Raw genomic sequence first — 20,476 nt, forward strand, 5'->3', positions numbered from 1 at the left:
AGCAAACTTAGATATAAAATGTATTATTTTATAGGTAAGAAAGAATTATATTATTTATGTATGATATTTAAGGCAAAGATATAGATATAAAATGTATTATTAAAAAAATAGCTCAAAATATGAAAAATATTATTTATTAATATCCAAAGAATATAAATAAATCTAAAAGATTCTATGTATGATTATCTAAAGAGTAGAGCCAAATATACATCATAGTGTTTAAATAATTTACAAATAAAATTATTAAAAAAATAAAAAACTTATTGACAAAAATATTATAAGGAAGTACAATTGTATTAACAATTTAAGGAAACAAATCCAGTGATAGAGAAAGTAGCATATATGGATTTACAGCGAGTTAGGGTTTGGTGTAAGCCTAGCAATGAAGTCTATGTGAAGAGAGCTCTGGAGGAGATTATCAGAAGTTTTTTAGTATGATAATTGGTCTGCCCGCCTTAAGGGATTGAGAGGATAAGTACTTACTTATCAAAAAGAGTGGTAACGCGGATATAATTCGTCTCTTAGCTGTAAAGCTAAGGGACTTTTTTGATTTTAAAATTAAAATATCCACATAGCTTAAAAGCTAAAATTCACAAATTTTGAAAGTTGTAAGAGTATTTATCAATAAGAGTGGTAACGCGGTAAAGTCGTCTCTTAGTCATTAAAGACTGAGAGACTTTTTTTGTAACTTGAAACATGAAAGTATTAAAATTTGAGGGAAATTATAATTAAAAGAGAGGGGTAATAAAAATGAAAGTATTTAAAAAATTATTAAGTTTAGGATTAGTATTAGGATTAACTTTATCACTAGTAGGATGTAGTGGTGGAGAAGAAAAAACAAAATTAGAGCAAATAAAAGAAAATGGAAAATTAGTTGTAGGTACTAGTGCAGAATTCCCACCATTTGAATTCCATAAAGTAGTAGATGGTAAAGATTCAATAAAAGGATTCGATGTAATGTTAGCTGAAGAATTTGCAAAGGAGCTTGGTGTAAAAGTTGAAATTAAAGATATGTCATTTGATGGATTGATAGGTGCTTTAAATGCAGACCAAGTTGACATAGTTCTTGCAGGTATGTCACCAACACCAGAAAGAGAAAAGAGTGTTGATTTCTCAGAGTTATATTATTTAAGTAGAAATGCAGTTATAGTTAAAGATGCAGATATAGATAAAGTAAAGACTGAAGATGATTTAAAGAAACTTAAAGTTGGAGTACAAGCAGGAAGTATCCAAGAAGAATATGTAGTTAATACTCTAAAAATGACAACTACTAAATCTTTAAAAGCAATACCTGATTTAATTACAGAATTAAAAAATGGAAACATAGATGCAGTTGTTACTAATGAAGCAGTTTCTTTAATAAATGTTAAAAAATATGATGGAATCAAAATGGCAAATACTGAAGTTGGTAAAGATGTAACAGAAGGTATGGCAGCAGCAATCAAAAAAGCTGATAACAACAAAGACTTTATAGAATTATTGAATAAAAAGATAAAAGAATTACAAGATGGTAAAAAAATAGAAGAATTTTTAAATGAAGCATCTACTGAAGCTGCTTCAAATTAGTAAGAAAGTTATGTGGGAGATGAAATTATGAGTTTAGATTTTAGTTTTTTAAGTAGATTTGGAACTTCTTTTCTGGAAGGAACAGGTGTGACAGTAGGAATTTCTCTTGTGGCATTATGCTTTGGATTTATAATAGGTATAATCATCTGTATGGCAAGAATATCCAAGAGTAAAGTATTAAGAGCAATATCATCAATCTATATTGAGATTTTAAGAGGAACACCATTATTAGTACAGATATATATAGTATGGTTTGGATTACCTCAATTAGGAATAAGATTCCCTATGTTATTTGGTATACCAAGTGAATTTATAGCTAGTGCATTTGCATTATCAGTAAACTCTGGAGCATATGTGGCAGAGATACTTAGATCAGGTATACAATCAGTTGATAATGGACAAATGGAAGCAAGTAGATCACTAGGATTAAATTACTGGTCAACTATGAGATATATAATAATACCTCAGGCTATAAAAAATATACTACCTTCATTAGCAAATGAGTTTATTACACTTGTAAAAGAATCTTCAATAATCTCTGTAATAGGAGTTGTTGAAATAATGCGTACTGCTGATATAGTAAAAAATGCAGCATTCAAAGCATTAGAGCCATTAATAGTAGCAGCAGCAATTTACTTTGTTATAACATTTACTCTATCAAGATTAGTTGGATTATTAGAAAAGAAACTGTCTGTGTCTAACTAGATGAGAGCGTGTTTAGCATTTAGGGAAAACATAGAATAGTAAAAAGGAAAGTGATAATATGATTACAATAAAAAATTTAAGTAAATCTTTTGGAGATTTAAATGTATTAAAAAATATAGACTTAGAAATCGCTAAAGGCGAAATAATGGTTATAGTAGGTCCTAGTGGTTCTGGTAAAAGTACACTTCTTAGATGTATGAATTTACTAGAAATACCTACAGGTGGAGATATAATATTTGAAGGAAAAAATTTGGTTGATAAAAAAACTAATATTGATGAAATTAGACAAAATATAGGTATGGTGTTTCAAAACTTTAATTTATTCCCACATAAGACTATTTTAGATAATATAACATTAGCACCAATTAAATTAAAAAAGATGACTAAAGAAGAAGCAGAAAAAAAAGCAGAAGTTTTGTTAAGTAGAGTTGGTCTTTTAGATAAAAAAGATTCTTATCCATCACAATTATCTGGAGGTCAGAAGCAGAGAATAGCAATAGCTAGAGCGCTTGCTATGGAACCCGATATGATGTTGTTCGATGAGCCAACATCCGCTCTTGACCCAGAAATGGTAAACGAGGTTCTTGATGTTATAAAGGAACTTGCAAAAGAAGGGATGACAATGGCAATTGTAACTCATGAGATGGGATTTGCGAAAGAAGTAGCAGATAGAGTTATTTTTATAGATGGAGGAAGTGTACTAGAAGACAATACCCCAGAAGAAGTTTTTGGAAACCCAAAACATGAAAGAACTAAATCATTCTTAGCAAAAGTATTATAATATGTAAAAAGGATGTTATTGATATTAGAAATTCAATACATCCTTTTTTTATGAAGATTAATATAATTTAAAATTATATTAATCTTATTTTGCTAAATTTTTGCAGAAAAAAAGAGCTCGGGGTAAGCTCTTTTTTTCCACCGAATCAATTTCCGTTATCAATCCGATTTTTAATAAATATAAAATATATCCTTATGAAAGGGTATTGGGAATAGATATATTAACTAACTAGGGTTACCAGGGGGATAACCTTAATTTATTATAACAAAATGCGACACAAAAATCAATATTTTTTTTGATATAAATTATAAAAGTTATTTTTATAACAAGTAAGCTTATAAAAATAACTTTTATAGTAAAAATAAGCATATGTATAATATAATATATTTATTTTATATAATATATTATTTTATCATATATTGTATTTTATAACGTATTTTTGTAGGATATAATATAAGCATATTATATTTTACTATAAAACTTTATAATAAAGTGAAAAAACTAATTTTTTATGAAAGAATATTTTGTAAATTTAAGATTGTCTTTTTAATAAAGATTAACAAAAAAAATACTATAATTAGTGGTATAATAGTTAGAGCTGAAATTTTAAATAAAGGTAGGTGTAATTAAGTTGGAAATATACTTAGACAATAGCGCAACTACAAAACCTTATCAAGAAGTTATAGATAAAATGGTGTATGCACTTAGTACGGATTATGGAAATCCTTCTTCTGTTCACAGAAAAGGTGTAGACGTTGAAAAAGGAATAAAAGAAGTAAGACAGGTTATAGCTAAATCTCTAGGAGCGAAAGAAAAGGAGATTTATTTTACATCAGGTGGTACAGAATGTAATAATACTATAATAAGAGGAGTTGCAAACTTAAATAAAAAGCGAAAAAATCATATAATATCTACTAACATAGAACATCCTTCTGTTTTAAATACATTGAAGGATTTAGAAGAAGATGGTTTTGAAGTAACTTACTTAGAGGTCGGAAAAGATGGAAAGATAAATATAGAAGATTTAAAGAATGCAATAAAGTCAACTACATGTTTAGTAAGTATGATGCATGTTAATAACGAAATAGGAACTATACAGCCAATCGACGAAGTCGGAAAGTATTTGAAGTCTTTAAAAGAAAAGATATATTTTCATGTGGATGCTATTCAATCATATGGAAAAATTAATTTTAGACCATCTAAATACAATATAGATTTTATGAGCGTGAGTGCACATAAATTTCATGGACCAAAAGGAATTGGATTTATGTATATAAAAGAAAATAATCGTCTTAAGCCTATGTTAACAGGTGGAGGACAGGAAATAGGAATTAGGTCTGGAACAGAAAATGTACCTGGCATATATGGGCTTGGAGAAGCTGTCAGAATACTAAATAAAGATTTAGATGCAGTTATTTCAAAAGTAAATAATTTAAAAGATACATTTAAAAATAAAATAATTGATAATATAGAAGATATAAAAGTTAATTCTCCAGAAGATGGTGTATGTCATATATTAAATATATCATTTAGAGGTACAAAAGGAGAGGTATTACTTCATTACTTAGAACAAAAAGGTATTTATGTATCAACTGGCTCTGCATGTTCTTCTAAGAAGAAGGGTAGCCATGTTTTAAATGCTATAGGTCTTACAAATGAAGAAATAAATGGAACAATAAGATTTAGTTTATCTGATATGAATACAGAAGAAGAAATATCAGAAGTTGTAGAAGTTTTGAAAGAATCAATTTGCGACTTAAGGTCAATAATGAGAAGGAAATAAAGAATACAGTATAAATAATGAGAATAAATTAGTTTAAGAGGTGAAATGGTGTATAATATATTAATAGTAAAGTATGGAGAAATTGGAGTAAAAGGGAAAAATAGATATATATTTGAAAATAGACTTATAAGAAATATAAGAAATATGTTAAAACCAATTGGTAAATTTAATGTATATAAAGAATATGGAAGAATATATGTTGATTTAGAAGATTATGATTATGAAGAAGTAATTGAAGAAGTTAGAAAAGTATTTGGAATAGTGGGTGTATGCCCTGGAGTAAGAGCTAAAAAAGATTATGATACATTAAAAGAAATAGCTTTAAAAATGTTAGAGGAAAAAATAGAAGCTGGTTATAAAACGTTCAAAGTAGAGTCAAGAAGAGGAGATAAATCTTTTAGATTGACTTCTCAAGAAATGAGTATGGATATAGGTGGATACTTATTATCAAAGGTAGGAGATAAGATTGATGTTGATGTAAGAAATCCAGAAATTAAAATAAAATGTGAATACAGAGAATTCCATACTATGGTCTATAGTGATACTATACCTGGATATGGTGGATTACCACTTGGAACAAATGGTAGAGCTATGTCTCTTTTATCAGGAGGTATAGATAGTCCAGTAGCAACATGGATGGTTGCAAAAAGAGGTATGGAAGTAGAGGCAGTACACTTCCATAGTTATCCGTTTACAAGCGAAAGGTCACAAGAAAAAGTTAAAGACTTAGCTAAGATATTGGCAAAGTATTGTGGAAGAGTAAGACTTCATAAAGTTAACATATTAGAAATACAAAAAGCAATTGGCGAGAATTGTAATGAAGAAGAAGCTACTATTCTTTCAAGAAGATTCATGATGAGAATAGCACAGAAACTTTCTGAAAAAAGACATTGTGATGCTTTAATTACAGGTGAAAGTATCGGCCAGGTTGCATCTCAAACAATACAAGGTCTTACTTGTACTAATGCTGTTGTAGATTTACCAGTATTTAGACCACTTATAGCAATGGATAAATCAGATATAGTTGATATAGCCAAAAAAATAGGAACTTTTGAAACATCTATAATTCCTGAAGAAGATTGTTGTAGCGTATTTTCTCCTAGAAAGCCTGTTACTAAACCTAGGTTAGAAAAGATAGAAAAATCTGAAACAGCACTTGATATTGATGGATTAGTACAAGATGCAATTGATAGAATAGAGGTTGAAGATATAGAATTCTAATATACAAGTGATTTTAGCCTCTCGGGGGAGGTGTTATATGTGATTCATATATTGTGTGTTGGTATTGGAGGATTTTCTGGTGCTATATTAAGATATTTAATATCTTTAAGATTTGCAGAAGCTAAGTTTCCATTTGGAACTCTAATCGTCAATGTTATGGGTGGAGTTTTGATTGGTTTTATCATGGAAATGAGTACAAGAACAAATTATATTTCTGATAATTTGAAATTATTTTTAGTAACTGGTCTAATGGGAGGTCTTACTACATTTTCCACATTTAGTTTTGAGAATGTAAAGTTTTTTGATAGTGGCAATTATATGTTATTTGCGTTAAATATATTCTTAAATTTAACGTTAAGTATTTTAGGAGTTTTTATTGGAAGAACTCTATGTAGACAATTTGTTAATATGTAGTATTTTAAAGTAAGTACTATAATTTTATTTAATGGGAATGATTATTATGAATAAAAAGGGTTTTACACTAATTGAATTATTGGTAGTTATATCTATAATAGGAATTTTAGTTATAGTCGCAGTTCCAGCACTATTTAGAAATATAGAAAAAAGTAAAGCAGTTACATGTCTTTCAAATAGGGAGAATATAAAGACTCAAATTGTTATTGCAATGGCTGAGGAAACAAGTAAAGACAAGAAGGAACTTATAAAAGATGTATTAAAAAATAAAGATGGAAAATACTTTGAAACAGAGCCAAAGTGTAAATCAGGTGGAACATATTCAGCAGAATTTGATAATGGTTATGATGGAATAACTGGAGAAGAAAGTATAGCAAAAGTGTATGTTACTTGTACAGAGCATCCAGATGGTGTTGAGATGGCTAGAGATGTATATCAAAGTATGACAGATTTAATTGCATCATTTGCACAAGACCCTTCTATAATACCAGGAAATTCAAAAAATAATGATGATTTTAGAAATTATTTGTTGGATAATAAGTATAAAAATGGTTGGCCTAAAATTCCAGAGGAATTTAAGAAAAAGTATGATTTAGGAAAAGAGCCATTGTATATACAACCATATGCAAATAAGCCTAATACAAATGAAGCTAATGTAGTTGTATTTGCAAACACTTCAACTAAAGGTAATTGGTATGCTTCTTTAATTTATGATTACGATGAAGCTAAATGGTATAAAGGTAAAAGTGGTATTTCTGTAGCAAATAAAACATGGGAAGTTTTAAAAGAAGAAATCCATACTAAATCTGGTTGGGGTCCTTTAAATTAATATGGTATATATTACTGGTATTGATTAGACTATAGAATAATATTCTCTATAGTTAATTAATACCAGATTTTATTTTGAATATTTTATTGGTGCAGTATGATTATTGAATATTTACTATTTTAAAGTCTTCACATATAAACTAAAAATAACTATAATAAGAATATAAAGAATATTAGTTAAATACTAAATCTTTATCAAATTTAGTTAAATACTAAGTAATACATAAAAGGGGAATAGATATATGAATAATTTACAAGATAATCAAACAATAAACTTAATACAAAGTCGTAGAAGTATACGAAAATTTACAACGGAGCAAATTACAAGCGAGCAACTAGATACATTGTTACACTGTGCATTTGCAGCTCCTTCAGGATGTAATAAACAACCTTGGCATATAAGTGTTGTGCAAGACCAGAAACTTTTAAAAGAGATTAGTGATGATACCTTATCCAGAATCCATGAAGTTAGTAATGTTGAGATAAATAAGAATTTTAAATTATTTTATGGTGCACCAACTGTTTTATTTATTTCTTATGATGAAGAAAATTCATGGGCTCCATATGATGTAGGAATACTTACAGGAAATGTAACTACAGCTGCACAAGCATTAGGATTAGGAAGTTGCATAATAGGAATGGTTAGGGGATTATTTACACCTGTTGAACAAGGGGATATAGCAGGTCTTGTGAGTGTATTAGATGAGAATGATGTAAAAGAATCAGATTCAATAAAGATGATGTTTGATACAAATAAAAAATATAGAGAATTGTTGAATATACCAGAAGGGTATTCTGTACCTTTTGGTATTGCTATAGGTGTCCCAGATGGAAATCTACCAAAAGCTAGAGATGTTGTTTATAAAGTTTCTAGAGCTTAGAATATCAGATTAATCAAATGATTATATAAATTTATATGATTAAAAAAGATAACATAAGACTGAAAATAAAAATTTATTTATTTTTAGTCTTATTTTTTATTATTTTATATTTATAAATGAAAAAAAAGTGAAGTAGATTTGTTAGTCTAAGTATATAAAATAAAAATTATAAAGTCGAGAAGTATAAATAAACACTTTATAATATTTTGGAAATAAATAGCAAAACATTGAAATGAAGAAAAAAGAATGTTAAAATAAAATGAAAGTAACCCTTAGTTATAAAAGGGCTTTTTTTTATACCTATAAAAATCTAAAAATATTACGCTTAAAAACCAATCTAAAAAATTTTTCATTTCTAATAAACAAGTACACATCAATAAAATAAAATTAAACCTAAAAACAGTAAAATATTTATAAATTTGATTGTTAATTAAGTGCATTTTCTTTGAAAAATTATGTATAAAATTGAAGAAAAGTTCCAATTTTTTGAATAGTAACTTTTTTATAACAAATGGAAACTATTAGAAGTTAAAAATAATGATAATTATAATAAAAATATCTTTTTAATTAAAAAATATTAATGGATTAAGTATATTGTATAATTATACATTTAAATATTTCTATCAAATCAATAAGGACAAATAATAATTAAGAGTAAGTGGCTTAGAAATAATGAAGATAAAAGAAATAGTAAAATAGAATAATTTAGATAATAATATTTTATTGATAAATTACACCAACTGTAAACTATAACCCTACTTTAAAATTATTTTTATTATAAGTAGGGTTATAATATTACTATATTAATTATATTGTAGGGGGAAAAGATGAGAGAAGAATCGAACTCTTTAAATTTAAATCATATAGAAATTTTCTTTGAACTTTTGTCTCAAAGTACAGAAGACTATATATTTTTTTGGGACATAAACAGGAATAAATTTAAAATTTCTTCAGCAGTTTTTGATGAATTTAACTTAAGTAAAGATGTAGATTCTGATGTAGTAAATTGTTGGAGTAAAATTATTTATCCAGATGATGTTCAAGTGTGGAAAGATGATATACAAGCGTTGATAGATGGAAAAAAAGATGAACATAATCTAGAATATCGATTAATTAATAAATATGGAGAAGTAGTATGGATTTCTTGTAGAGGGAAGGCTTACATATCAGAAGATAAAAAAACTATAGTTTTGATTGGAAGAATAAAGAATATTGGTGAAAAAAATAAGTTTGATTCTATCACTGGAACATGGAATAGAGAACAGTTCGAGTACTGGATGAATTATATCATAAAAGAAAAGACCTATGAAAGTGGAGCTATATTTATTATGGATATAGACAATTTCAAAAATATAAATGAAAAATATGGTCACTCTTATGGTGACAAGGTATTGCGTGCAATTGCCACCGAAGTGTTAGAATATTTACCAAAAGATGTTCGATTGTATAGATTAGACGGAGATGAATTTGCATTTTTTTACCCTATGTGTACTAAAGAGACTATAAATAAAATCTATGAAAAGATACAGATGTATACCAATACCCAACATGAGATTGAATCGAATAAGTATTATTGCACAGTAACTGCGGGGGTTGCTATGTATCCACAGGATGGAGATACTTATTTGGACTTATTCAAACATGCCGATATTGCACTAGATATAGCAAAAATAAATGGAAAGAATAGAATTAAGTTTTTTTCACCAGAATTATACGAAAACAAACTAAAGGTAATTTCAATGCAACATAAGCTAAGAGAAAGTATTGAAAATAACTTTAATGACCTTGAACTATTTTTTCAGCCACAAATAGATGCAGCCACAAGAGAAGTAATAGGAGCAGAGGCACTTCTAAGATGGCATTCAAGTACTTATGGAGAAGTATCTCCTATTGAATTTATACCAATCTTGGAGCAAAGCAATTTGATTATACCAGTGGGGAAGTGGATTATAAAAGAATCTATAAAACAGTGTAAAGAATGGCATAAAATAAATCCAGACTTCAAGATATCTGTAAATGTATCGTACATTCAATTAAAAGAAGATTTTTTTAGAGATTTTATAGTTGAATGTTTAATAGAGTATCAATTAAGACCTGAATTTTTAATTTTGGAGTTAACAGAGAATTGTTGGATACCAGATATAAATTTACTGAATGATAAGTTTATTAGCTTAAAGGGTATAGGAGTACATATTGCAATAGATGATTTTGGTACAGGATATTCATCTTTAAATTACCTTAAAGAACTGTCTGTTAATATAATAAAAATTGAAAGAAGTTTTGTTAAGAATATTACATATAATAGCTATGAACATACTTTCCTTGAATATATCATTAAATTGGCTCACATCATCAACTTAAAAGTTTGCGTTGAAGGTATAGAGTCTTATGAAGAATATGATATAGTAAAGAGTCTAGGTGTAGATATTATTCAAGGATTTTTATTTGGAAGACCTGTGAGCGCATCTGAGTTTTATAAACTTCAATTGTCAAAGTAAATATATAAAAAATGCTAGGTATAGAAGATAATGTAGTAGTATATTAAAATAGGGTAAAGTACAAGTTTTTAAGAAGCTTATACTTTACCCTATTTCATTGTGCAAATATATCTTAACTATTATATACTTTTACCCCAAATTTAGATATTATTTCACTAGCTTTTTTAATATCTTCTTTACTAGCATCAGGGACATCTTTTAGTTCATAATCTATTCCTAGATTCTCCCATTTGTGTATTCCCATAGAATGGTATGGTAGTAATTCAAATCTTTCTACATTTTTTAATGTAGCTACAAATTGACCTAGTTTTTCTAGGTTATCTGTATCATCAGTAATACCAGGAACTAAAACATGTCTTATCCACACAGGGATATTTCTTGAGTCTAAGTATCTAGCAAGTTTTAGAGCTTTATCCATACCAACACCAGTCAAATCAATAGATTTCTCTTCAACCATATGTTTTAAATCAAGCAAAACTAAATCAGTATTATCTAGAATTGGGTCTATGGTTTTTATATCTACAAATCCAGATGTATCCAAACAAGTGTGTATATCATTTTCTTTTGCTTTTTTAAATAATTCACTCAAAAATTCTGGCTGAAGAGTAGATTCTCCACCAGAAGCAGTTATACCACCACCAGAAAACTTCATAAAAGAAGTATACTTAAGAGCATCAGTTATTATCTCATCAACTGTATATTCTTTCCCTGACTTAGTATCCCATGTATCTCTGTTATGGCAGTACTTGCATCTAAGTGGACATCCCTGAAAAAATAATATATATCTTATTCCTGGCCCATCTACAGTGCCAAATGTTTCTATAGAGTGTATCTTTCCCTTAATCATAGAGTTCACCTCACAATATATTTTAATGACTTTATTAATAGTTATAATATTTGTCTAAAAAAGGCCATCCTATACCAGAAATAATTCAAATATAAGATGGCCTTTTATTTTTATTTTCTACACAGTAGTAATCTTAGCTAAAGTATAAAAATTTAAAGACTAAGCCATTTTACCGTGGAATGTTCTGTTTATAACATCTAATTGTTGTTCTTTTGTTAATTTTATGAAGTTAACAGCATATCCAGATACTCTTATAGTTAATTGTGGATATTCTTCTGGATGTTCCATAGCATCTTCTAAAGTAGCTCTATCAAATACATTTACATTTAAGTGATGAGCATTTTGAGAGAAGTATCCATCCATCATTGCAGAAAGATTGTTTATTCTTTCATTCATATCTTTTCCTAAAGCAGCTGGTACTATAGAGAAAGTATTAGATATACCATCTTGAGCATGCTCATATGGTAATTTAGCAACTGAAGATAATGAAGCTAAGGCACCATTAGTATCTCTACCATGCATTGGGTTAGCACCAGGAGCAAATGGAGCACCAGCTCTTCTACCATCTGGTGTATTACCAGTTTTCTTACCATAAACAACATTTGAAGTTATTGTAAGTATAGATTGAGTTGGATAAGAATTTCTATAAGTTTTATTTTTTCTTATTTTATTCATAAAGCTTTCAACTAACTCTACAGCTATACTATCAACTCTGTCATCATTGTTTCCGTATTTTGGATAGTCTCCTTCTATTTCAAAATCAACAGCTATTCCTTGTTCATTTCTAATAGTTTTAACTTTGGCATGTTTTATAGCAGATAATGAGTCTGCACAAACTGATAATCCAGCCATACCACAAGCCATAGTTCTGAATATATCTCTATCATGTAATGCCATTTCTAATGCTTCATAAGAATATTTATCATGCATGTAATGTATTACATTTAAAGTATTTACATATAATGTTGCTAACCAATCAGTGAATGGTTCAAATTTACTTATAACTTCATCATAATCTAAGTACTCAGAAGTTATAGGCTCAAATCTTGGTCCAACTTGAACGCCAGATTTCTCATCTATACCACCATTTATAGCATATAATAAAGTTTTTGCTAAGTTAACTCTAGCTCCAAAGAACTGCATTTGCTTACCAATTTTCATTGCAGATACACAACAAGCTATACCATAGTCATCTCCCCAGTATGCTCTCATTAAATCATCATTTTCATACTGTACTGAACTTGTATCTATAGATACTTTAGAACAGAAATCTTTGAATCCTTGAGGTAATTTAGTTGACCATAGAACTGTTAAGTTTGGTTCTGGAGAAGGTCCTAATGTATATAGAGTATTTAACATTCTAAATGAGTTTTTAGTAACTAATGTTCTACCATCTATTCCCATACCTCCTATACACTCAGTTACCCAAGTTGGGTCTCCAGAGAATAGGTTATTGTAATCAGGAGTTCTTAGGAATTTAACCATTCTTAATTTCATAACAAAGTGGTCCATATATTCTTGTAATTCTTCTTCTGTTACTATTCCTGCTTTTAAGTCTCTTTCAAAGTATATGTCTAAGAAAGTAGATGTTCTACCTAAAGACATCGCAGCACCATTTTGGTCTTTAACAGCACCTAAATAACCAAAGTATAACCATTGTACAGCTTCTTTTGAGTTAGTCGCTGGTTTTGATATATCAAATCCATAAGACTGAGCCATCTTTTTAAGTTCATTTAAAGCTGATATTTGCTCAGCTATTTCTTCTCTTAGTCTGATAACTTCCTCATCCATGCAAGAAACTTCTAATGATTCCTTTTGCTTATTTTTATCTTCTATTAAGGCATCAACACCATATAAAGCAACTCTTCTATAGTCACCAATTATTCTACCTCTACCATAAGCATCTGGAAGACCTGTTATTATACCAGATTTTCTAGCTGCTCTCATTTCTGGAGTGTAAACATCAAAAACTCCCTGGTTGTGTGTTTTTCTGTATTTAGTGAATATATCTTTTATTTCTGAGTCTAATTCATATCCAAAAGCATCACATGAGTTTTCAACCATTTTTATACCACCATATGGCATAACAGCTCTTTTTAAAGGGGCATCCGTTTGTAACCCAACTATTGTTTCTAATCCTTTATCTAAATATCCTGGAGCATATGCAGCTATTCCAGAAACAGTTTTTGTATCAACATCTAAAGTACCACCATTTTCTCTTTCTTTTTTAAATAAGACCATAGCTTTGTCCCATAGCTTTTTAGTGTTTTCAGTAGCACCAGCTAAGAAAGAGTCATTTCCTTCATATGGAGAATAGTTTAATTGTATAAACTCTCTAACATTTACTTCTTTAGTCCATCTTCCTGTTTTAAATCCTTGCCATGCATTCATTAAGTATTTCCTCCTTAGATTTAAATGATAAATAATACTATTAAAATTAATTTTTATATACTTAATTTGTTTTATATATTTTTTAAAAAATATATTTTCTAATATAATAATAACATATTATCAGTATCCTGTATACACAAAAAATAAAAAATTGTCGTTTTAAAGTATAAAACAAATTATATGTTATTAATGTGATGAAATTATACCCATATATAAATAAAATGAAACAGATAAATGATTAATTAACAATAATATATTTTTTAAATCCTAAACTTGAAATAAATAAATTTTATTATGAAAAAAAGAAAAGCATACATCTTCATAAATTGAATATTTATTTAATAGGGGGAGGTGATATATTGTTTATCACAGTGATATTATTTTTAGTAGGTTTCCTATTAATTACTAAAGGCGCAGATATCTTTATAAATTGTACTGTAGAGATAGGTAGAAAAACAAACATATCAGAAATCATACTTGGAGCAACTATCGTTAGTTTTGCGACAACATTACCTGAATTTACAGTGTCTTTACTTGCTTCTATTGATGGTCATACTACAATGAGTTTAGGAAATGCAGTTGGTTCTATAATATGTAATACAGGGTTAGCATTAGGATTAGTTGTTTTTATAAGTCCATATAATGTAGATAAAAAAATGTTTTTTTCTAAGTCTTTACTATTAATAGTATCTGTTATAGTTTTAATTTTATTGGGTTTAGATGGAGTTATAACAAGAGGAGATTCGTTATTGCTTATAATAATATTAATCTTTTATATGGTTAATAATTATAGAAGTGTAGTTGGAAAATCTACTAAAAATAGAAATATTAAAAATAGTACTATTAAAGATATACCTACTAAAAAGAGTAAGAATTTTAGAGGTTTTTCTGTAGTAGAAATTTTAAAAATACTAGCACTTTTTGCTACAGGTTTGATAATGATGATAATTGGTTCACAGATTCTTATAGAGAGTGGAGTAAGAATAGCTAGTTTTTTAAATATACCTCAAGGTATAGTAAGTTTAACTATAATAGCACTTGGAACTTCTCTGCCAGAGATAGTTTCGTCGATTACTGCTATAAGAAAAAATCATCATGAAATATCAGTAGGAAATATTTTAGGTGCAAACATATTGAATATAGTATCAGTAATAGCCGTATCAGCAATACCAAATAACATACCAATATTATCCCAAAATAGGCAATTGGATATACCATTTATGATATTATTATTATTAATAGTCATAGTACCAACGCTTAAATCAAACAGACTTAGCAGAATACAAGGGATATTGATGTTATTTACATATTTTCTATACATATCAATTTTGTATTTCATGTATATTATTTAACTATACTGTTAAAAATATTAATTGCAGAATATCCTAAAAAAGTATATAATGGATAGGTTAAGATTAATTGATAACGGAGAGGAATAATATATGAATATAACAAAGTTTGAAGATTTACCAATAAGTGAAGGAATAAAAAAAGCTATAGCTGAAATGGGGTTTGAAGAGCCATCTCCTATACAAGCACAGTCTATACCTGCGATTTTGTCAGGTAAAGACGTTATAGGACAAGCACAAACTGGTACGGGGAAAACAGCAGCTTTTAGTATACCTATACTAGAAACAATAGACCCAAATAATAGAAGTTTACAAGCTGTAGTACTTTGTCCAACAAGAGAGCTTGCAATACAAGTATCAACAGAAATAAGAAAGCTAGCTAAATATTCGCACGGAATAAAGACATTACCTATATATGGTGGTCAACCAATAGATAGACAAATAAAATCTCTAAAGAGTGGAGTACAAGTTGTAATAGGTACACCAGGACGTACAATAGACCATATCAATCGTAAAACATTAAAAATGGATAATGTAAAAATGATTATATTAGATGAAGCAGACGAAATGCTAGATATGGGATTTAGAGAAGATATAGAAATGATTTTAAGCAAGATTCCTGAGGAAAGACAAACAACTTTCTTTTCAGCTACTATGCCAAAAGGAATTTTGGAATTAACTAAGAGATATCAAAAAGACCCAGAACATATAAAAGTTGTTAGAAAAGAACTTACAGTTTCAAATACAAAGCAATACTATATAGAAACTAGGTCATCAAATAAATTAGAAGTATTATGTAGATTAGTTGATGTATATGACCCTAAGTTATCTGTTGTTTTCTGTAACACTAAAAGAAAAGCAGATGAATTAGTAGGAGATTTACAAGCAAGAGGATACTTTGCAGATGCTTTACATGGTGATTTAAAGCAGACTCAAAGGGATATAGTAATGGATAAGTTTAGAAATGGTACAATAGATATACTTGTTGCTACTGATGTTGCAGCTAGAGGTATAGATGTTGATGATGTTGAATGTGTATTCAATTATGATTTACCACAAGATGAAGAGTATTATGTTCATAGAATTGGTAGAACTGGTCGTGCTGGTAGAGAAGGTATGTCATTTACTTTTGTATTTGGAAAAGAAATGAGAAAGATGAAAGATATAGAAAGATATACTAAATCTAAATTGATAAAACATAACATACCAACAATAACTGATGTTGAAGAGAAAAAAGTAGGTACTTTCTTCGCACAAGTTAAGCAAACTATTGAAGAAGGACACTTAACTAAACAATTACAATGGTTAGAAAGCTTCTGTAATGATGAAGACTATGCAATGGTTGACATAGCTGCTGCACTTGTGAAGCTATCTCTAGGTGAAGAAATGAAAGAAGAAATAATAGAAGAAAAACCTAGAAGAGAGCATGGAGAACGAGGAGATAGAAAAGGTAGTACTGGAGCTAAAGATGGTATGATTAGATTATTTATCAATATTGGTAGAAATCAAAGAGTACAAGCTAAGGATATAGTTGGTGCTATAGCTGGAGAAGTTGGAATACCAGGTAAAGTAGTAGGAACTATAGATATATATGATAAGTATACTTTTGTTGAAATACCTAAAAAAGATGCTAAGACAGTAATTGAAAAGATGAAAGATATTAAGATAAAAGGTAATAAGATTAATATAGAAAAAGCGAATAAAAAGAAAAAATAATTTATAGCATGTAAAAATATAATTAGAAAATATATAAAATAATATATTGAATATTTAAAAAGCCTAATGTGTTTTCAAAACAGATGTGTAGAGTCTGTAATAGTTAACAACATAAGGCTTTTATTGTTTTATATAATATTATTATGAGGAGCATTTTAAAAATAATTTATAATTTGACTTAGTAGATGTAAAAAAAATTAAAATCTATAACAAAATAAAAATTAATATATGATTTTCATTTGAGAATACGATTTAATATGTTAATATACATTTTTCCAGTGTGTTATGAAAAAATGTATATTAGTTCCTCTTTTTCAAATCTTATTTGAAAAAGAGAATATTAATTATCTATACAGTTTGGATTATAATAAAAAATGTAAGATAACAAAGGGGAGAAAAAGATGTCAATGACTTATATGGACCCTAGGGTTTTTTTAATTTTAGAAATGGTGTTAAAAGAAGACACAAACACTCTAGAACAGTTTTCAAGTGTTCTAGGTGTCAGTACTAGGACTATCAGAAATTATATAAACCAGATTAATCGAGAATTAAAAGATGGTATTGCTAAAATAGTTAAGAATGAAAAAGGTACATATAGTATAAGAATTGAAGATGAAAGTAAATTAATTGAAATTGTAAATTTCAATAGAGGAAAAGCATCAAATTTTATAAATTTAAATTCACCTGATGAAAGGGTAAATTATGTTCTTGATATTTTAACTATGACTAGCAATCCAATTACTATAGATGATTTGGCTGAAGAGATATGTATAGGAAGAACAACATTAATAAAAGATTTAAAAAAGGCAGATAAGATTTTAGCAGATTACGACTTGGAGTTAAAGAGAAAACCAAATATAGGTATGATTTTAGTTGGCGAAGAAATGGATATAAGGTTATTAGTCCTTGATAGGTTATATGAAAATTATATTGATATACTGGAAAACGTTAATCACATAAGAGTTATTAAAAAGGGTGATATTGAATGTCTTAGAGACGAATTAAAGAAGTTATTTAATCAAGAAGAACTCTATATAACAGAGCAGGTCTTAATGGATGTTGAAAGATATATAATAATATCTGTTTTAAGAAATTTAAATGGATATAAATTTGAAAAGATAGATAAGAGATTTGAAGTCATAAGATGTTCAGATGAATATATTTTAGGATTAAAACTTAAATCTTTATTGGAAAAGATATTTAATATAGTTTTAAATGAAAAAGAAACCATATTTTTGACAATGCCATTAATAGGCAGAAAAGCTCCTAGTACAAAGTTAGCACTTAGTAGCATAAAGATAAATGATAGTGTAAAAGAAGTTGTAGATGAAGTAACTAGTTTTCTATTGGAGACATCTGGGATTGATTTTAAAGAAGATAAGAAGCTCATAGAAAACCTAGAATATCATTTGTATTTTGCACTTAATAGAATGAGGTTTAACATAAGGGTAAAAAATCCATTATTGCAAGAAATAAAGGAGAGATATACATTTCCATACAGTGTAGCAAAGATAGCTGCAATGATAATTGAAGAAAAGTTTGACTTAAAGATATGTGAACACGAAATAGGATATATAGCATTACATTTTGGAAGTTATTTCGAAAAAAGTTCAAGAAAGATTCTAAATGTAAACAGAGTTGCAGTTGTTTGTGGGACTGGTCTTGGGACTGCACAACTCATCAGGATAAAAATAGGAAAAATTCTTGGAGAAAGTGTTGAAGTAAATACTTTTTCTGATATAGAAGCTAAGGCTAATTTGGAGTTATTAAAGTACTATGACCTAGTGTTTACAACAGTAGACTTTAAGACTGACTTAGATGTTCCAATATTTAGAGTAAATGCCTTATTTAATGAAGAAAGTATAAAAAAAGAAATAGAAAATGCCATACTATTGAAAAATAGTATAAATCTTAAATCTATAAAGCATATTGAAAAGAATATTCCTTTTATAGGTAAATTAGTTGAGGAAGATAAGTTTTTTATACTGAATAATGACACATTCATGGAAAATTTAGAAGAAATGTTAGTAAAGCTAGTACATAAAGGAATTATTGATTTGGAGTTTAAGGAAAATGTATTAAAAAGGGAACAGAAATCTTCTACAGCACTAGATAATTACATAGCATTACCCCATTCAGTTAGCTCTAAAGGAGAAAATCTTTATTTGGCATTTGGTATATTAGAAAATCCAGTAATTTGGGATACAAAAGAAATTAGAATAATAATATTAATGATAATTCCAGATAAGAATGTAGAAAGTACAGATTTGATAATAAAAAGCTATGAAGAGGTACTTGAAATAGGAAGAGATAAAAAAATGGTAGAAGCACTTGCTAAAGTAAAATCATTTGATGAATTTTATAAAATAATTACCAAGAGGAGGTAATAATATGGACCCAGTAATTTTTATTATAGTATCACTTATTGCAGTTTATTTATTAAATATTTTTCTTGGATACTTACAACTTAAAGATTTTAATAAAAATTATATTGAATTAAAAAGAAAAGGTAGAGTTGCAATAGGCAGAAAAAAAGGAAGAATATCATCAGGTACAATTGTGCTAATACTCATAGATGAGGATGGTGCAATTGTTGAAACTAGGAAAATGCAAGGTGTTACAGTATTAGCAAGAGTAAAAGTATTTGAAGGGCTAGTAGGAAAAGACTTAGGGGACATAACAAAATCAGATTTAGCTGAGTATAATAAACTACTAAAAAAAGCAATACTAGATGCAGTCAAACAGTACATAACATTTGAAAAAAATAGATGTGAGAGTACAAATAGTACTAGTACTGATGAAGAATGTAATGCAGAAGTAGTTTAAAAATATATATTTATAAGGAGGAGTTAATATGACGCAATTTTTTCAAGTATTAGCAAGTGGTGCAGACAGTTTTATGAATTTATTTAGGGCAGGAGGTCAACAATTTGTAGGGTTTGTAACAGATATAGTTCCACTTTTAGTAGCTTTATTGGTTACAATGAATGCAATTATCAATTTTATAGGTACAGATAGAGTCGAGAGGCTTGCAAAAAAATGTTCTGCAAATATATTTACTAGATATTTAATATTACCAGTACTTGGTACATTTGTATTTGCAAATCCAATGACATTGTCACTTGGAAGATTTTTGCCAGAAAAGTTTAAACCTAGCTATTTTGCAGCAGCAAGTTTTTCATGCCATACAATGAATGGATTATTTCCACACATTAATCCAGGAGAGCTATTTATATATCTAGGAATTGCAAATGGTATAACAACTTTAGGATTTTCAACAGCAGATTTAGCAGTTAGATATTTACTAGTCGGTATAATTGCAAACTTTATTAAAGGTGTGGTTACTGACTATACGACAAAATTTGTAGAGAAGCAACAAGGAATATCATTAAATTCAGATATAAATATTGGATAATTATTTTAAGATATAATTAAATTTATTCTAAGTGAAAGTAAATTGTTCTATATAATAAGTAGATTGTTTTGAATAGTAATT

Annotated in this window: 16 protein-coding genes and 1 other annotated feature; of the genes, 14 read left to right on the forward strand and 2 right to left on the reverse strand. The window is 28.2% G+C overall.

Features of this window, described 5'->3' with window-relative positions; translation table 11 throughout:
* The first annotated feature begins 312 nt into the window (after positions 1-312).
* Positions 313-525, forward strand: a binding site (T-box leader).
* A 225-nt stretch (positions 526-750) separates the two neighbouring features.
* From Q3287_RS02225 to Q3287_RS02265, 9 genes are all read left to right on the forward strand, one after another.
* Positions 751-1,566, forward strand: a complete 816-nt coding sequence (locus tag Q3287_RS02225; RefSeq protein WP_054269275.1) for a transporter substrate-binding domain-containing protein — start codon at positions 751-753, stop codon at positions 1,564-1,566.
* Between the two features lie 27 nt (positions 1,567-1,593).
* Complete coding sequence (locus Q3287_RS02230) at positions 1,594-2,271, forward strand: amino acid ABC transporter permease (RefSeq protein ID WP_054269276.1); 678 nt, start codon at positions 1,594-1,596, stop codon at positions 2,269-2,271.
* Between the two features lie 58 nt (positions 2,272-2,329).
* A complete protein-coding gene (locus tag Q3287_RS02235; protein WP_054269277.1) occupies positions 2,330-3,052 on the forward strand; it encodes an amino acid ABC transporter ATP-binding protein in 723 nt (240 codons plus the stop codon).
* Between the two features lie 631 nt (positions 3,053-3,683).
* A complete protein-coding gene (locus Q3287_RS02240; protein WP_167640374.1) occupies positions 3,684-4,835 on the forward strand; it encodes a cysteine desulfurase family protein in 1,152 nt (383 codons plus the stop codon).
* Between the two features lie 45 nt (positions 4,836-4,880).
* Positions 4,881-6,056, forward strand: a complete 1,176-nt coding sequence (gene thiI, locus Q3287_RS02245; protein ID WP_074179186.1) for a tRNA uracil 4-sulfurtransferase ThiI — start codon at positions 4,881-4,883, stop codon at positions 6,054-6,056.
* 39 nt (positions 6,057-6,095) lie between these two features.
* Positions 6,096-6,470, forward strand: coding sequence for a fluoride efflux transporter CrcB (gene crcB, locus Q3287_RS02250; protein ID WP_054276067.1), 375 nt, complete (start codon positions 6,096-6,098; stop codon positions 6,468-6,470).
* Between the two features lie 46 nt (positions 6,471-6,516).
* Complete coding sequence (locus tag Q3287_RS02255) at positions 6,517-7,299, forward strand: prepilin-type N-terminal cleavage/methylation domain-containing protein (protein ID WP_054276068.1); 783 nt, start codon at positions 6,517-6,519, stop codon at positions 7,297-7,299.
* A 241-nt stretch (positions 7,300-7,540) separates the two neighbouring features.
* Positions 7,541-8,179: a nitroreductase gene (locus Q3287_RS02260; RefSeq protein WP_054276069.1), complete on the forward strand. Its 639-nt coding sequence runs from the start codon at positions 7,541-7,543 to the stop codon at positions 8,177-8,179.
* 827 nt (positions 8,180-9,006) lie between these two features.
* A complete protein-coding gene (locus tag Q3287_RS02265) occupies positions 9,007-10,677 on the forward strand; it encodes an EAL domain-containing protein (protein ID WP_407963457.1) in 1,671 nt (556 codons plus the stop codon).
* Between the two features lie 112 nt (positions 10,678-10,789).
* Here the strand turns inward: Q3287_RS02265 and pflA are convergent, their stop codons facing one another.
* Together pflA and pflB are read right to left on the reverse strand one after the other, a co-directional pair.
* Positions 10,790-11,524, reverse strand: a complete 735-nt coding sequence (gene pflA, locus Q3287_RS02270) for a pyruvate formate-lyase-activating protein (RefSeq protein WP_407963458.1) — start codon at positions 11,522-11,524, stop codon at positions 10,790-10,792.
* A 159-nt stretch (positions 11,525-11,683) separates the two neighbouring features.
* Positions 11,684-13,915 carry a formate C-acetyltransferase gene (pflB, locus tag Q3287_RS02275; RefSeq protein ID WP_407963459.1) on the reverse strand — a complete coding sequence of 744 codons (2,232 nt, stop codon included), beginning with the start codon at positions 13,913-13,915 and terminating at the stop codon, positions 11,684-11,686.
* A gap of 359 nt (positions 13,916-14,274) precedes the next feature.
* Here pflB and Q3287_RS02280 point away from each other — a divergent pair, with 359 nt between their 5' ends.
* The 5 genes from Q3287_RS02280 to Q3287_RS02300 all read left to right on the forward strand — a co-directional run bounded on the left by Q3287_RS02280 (position 14,275) and on the right by Q3287_RS02300 (position 20,395).
* Positions 14,275-15,267 (forward strand): calcium/sodium antiporter, encoded by a 993-nt coding sequence (locus Q3287_RS02280; RefSeq protein WP_054269405.1) that lies wholly within the window; start codon positions 14,275-14,277, stop codon positions 15,265-15,267.
* A 90-nt stretch (positions 15,268-15,357) separates the two neighbouring features.
* Complete coding sequence (locus Q3287_RS02285) at positions 15,358-16,980, forward strand: DEAD/DEAH box helicase (protein ID WP_219674123.1); 1,623 nt, start codon at positions 15,358-15,360, stop codon at positions 16,978-16,980.
* A 401-nt stretch (positions 16,981-17,381) separates the two neighbouring features.
* Positions 17,382-19,367: a BglG family transcription antiterminator gene (locus Q3287_RS02290; protein WP_074179191.1), complete on the forward strand. Its 1,986-nt coding sequence runs from the start codon at positions 17,382-17,384 to the stop codon at positions 19,365-19,367.
* Between the two features lie 4 nt (positions 19,368-19,371).
* Complete coding sequence (locus Q3287_RS02295; protein WP_054269408.1) at positions 19,372-19,806, forward strand: transcriptional regulator GutM; 435 nt, start codon at positions 19,372-19,374, stop codon at positions 19,804-19,806.
* A 28-nt stretch (positions 19,807-19,834) separates the two neighbouring features.
* Entirely contained in the window at positions 19,835-20,395 is a 561-nt protein-coding gene (locus Q3287_RS02300; RefSeq protein ID WP_054269409.1) for a PTS glucitol/sorbitol transporter subunit IIC, read from the forward strand.
* The last annotated feature ends 81 nt before the right edge of the window (positions 20,396-20,476 follow it).

It is taken from the genome of Clostridioides sp. GD02404 (genome assembly GCF_045898275.1).
Classification (GTDB): domain Bacteria; phylum Bacillota; class Clostridia; order Peptostreptococcales; family Peptostreptococcaceae; genus Clostridioides; species Clostridioides difficile_A.

Bases quoted from the DNA above. Each gene is read 5' to 3' on its own strand.
- Q3287_RS02225 (WP_054269275.1), top strand. From the start codon at position 751: ATGAAAGTATTTAAAAAATTATTAAGTTTAGGATTAGTATTAGGATTA.
- Q3287_RS02230 (WP_054269276.1), top strand. From the start codon at position 1,594: ATGAGTTTAGATTTTAGTTTTTTAAGTAGATTTGGAACTTCTTTTCTG.
- Q3287_RS02235 (WP_054269277.1), top strand. From the start codon at position 2,330: ATGATTACAATAAAAAATTTAAGTAAATCTTTTGGAGATTTAAATGTA.
- thiI (WP_074179186.1), top strand. From the start codon at position 4,881: ATGGTGTATAATATATTAATAGTAAAGTATGGAGAAATTGGAGTAAAA.
- Q3287_RS02255 (WP_054276068.1), top strand. From the start codon at position 6,517: ATGAATAAAAAGGGTTTTACACTAATTGAATTATTGGTAGTTATATCT.
- Q3287_RS02260 (WP_054276069.1), top strand. From the start codon at position 7,541: ATGAATAATTTACAAGATAATCAAACAATAAACTTAATACAAAGTCGT.
- Q3287_RS02265 (WP_407963457.1), top strand. From the start codon at position 9,007: ATGAGAGAAGAATCGAACTCTTTAAATTTAAATCATATAGAAATTTTC.
- pflA (WP_407963458.1), bottom strand. From the start codon at position 11,524: ATGATTAAGGGAAAGATACACTCTATAGAAACATTTGGCACTGTAGAT.
- pflB (WP_407963459.1), bottom strand. From the start codon at position 13,915: ATGAATGCATGGCAAGGATTTAAAACAGGAAGATGGACTAAAGAAGTA.
- Q3287_RS02285 (WP_219674123.1), top strand. From the start codon at position 15,358: ATGAATATAACAAAGTTTGAAGATTTACCAATAAGTGAAGGAATAAAA.
- Q3287_RS02290 (WP_074179191.1), top strand. From the start codon at position 17,382: ATGTCAATGACTTATATGGACCCTAGGGTTTTTTTAATTTTAGAAATG.
- Q3287_RS02295 (WP_054269408.1), top strand. From the start codon at position 19,372: ATGGACCCAGTAATTTTTATTATAGTATCACTTATTGCAGTTTATTTA.
- Q3287_RS02300 (WP_054269409.1), top strand. From the start codon at position 19,835: ATGACGCAATTTTTTCAAGTATTAGCAAGTGGTGCAGACAGTTTTATG.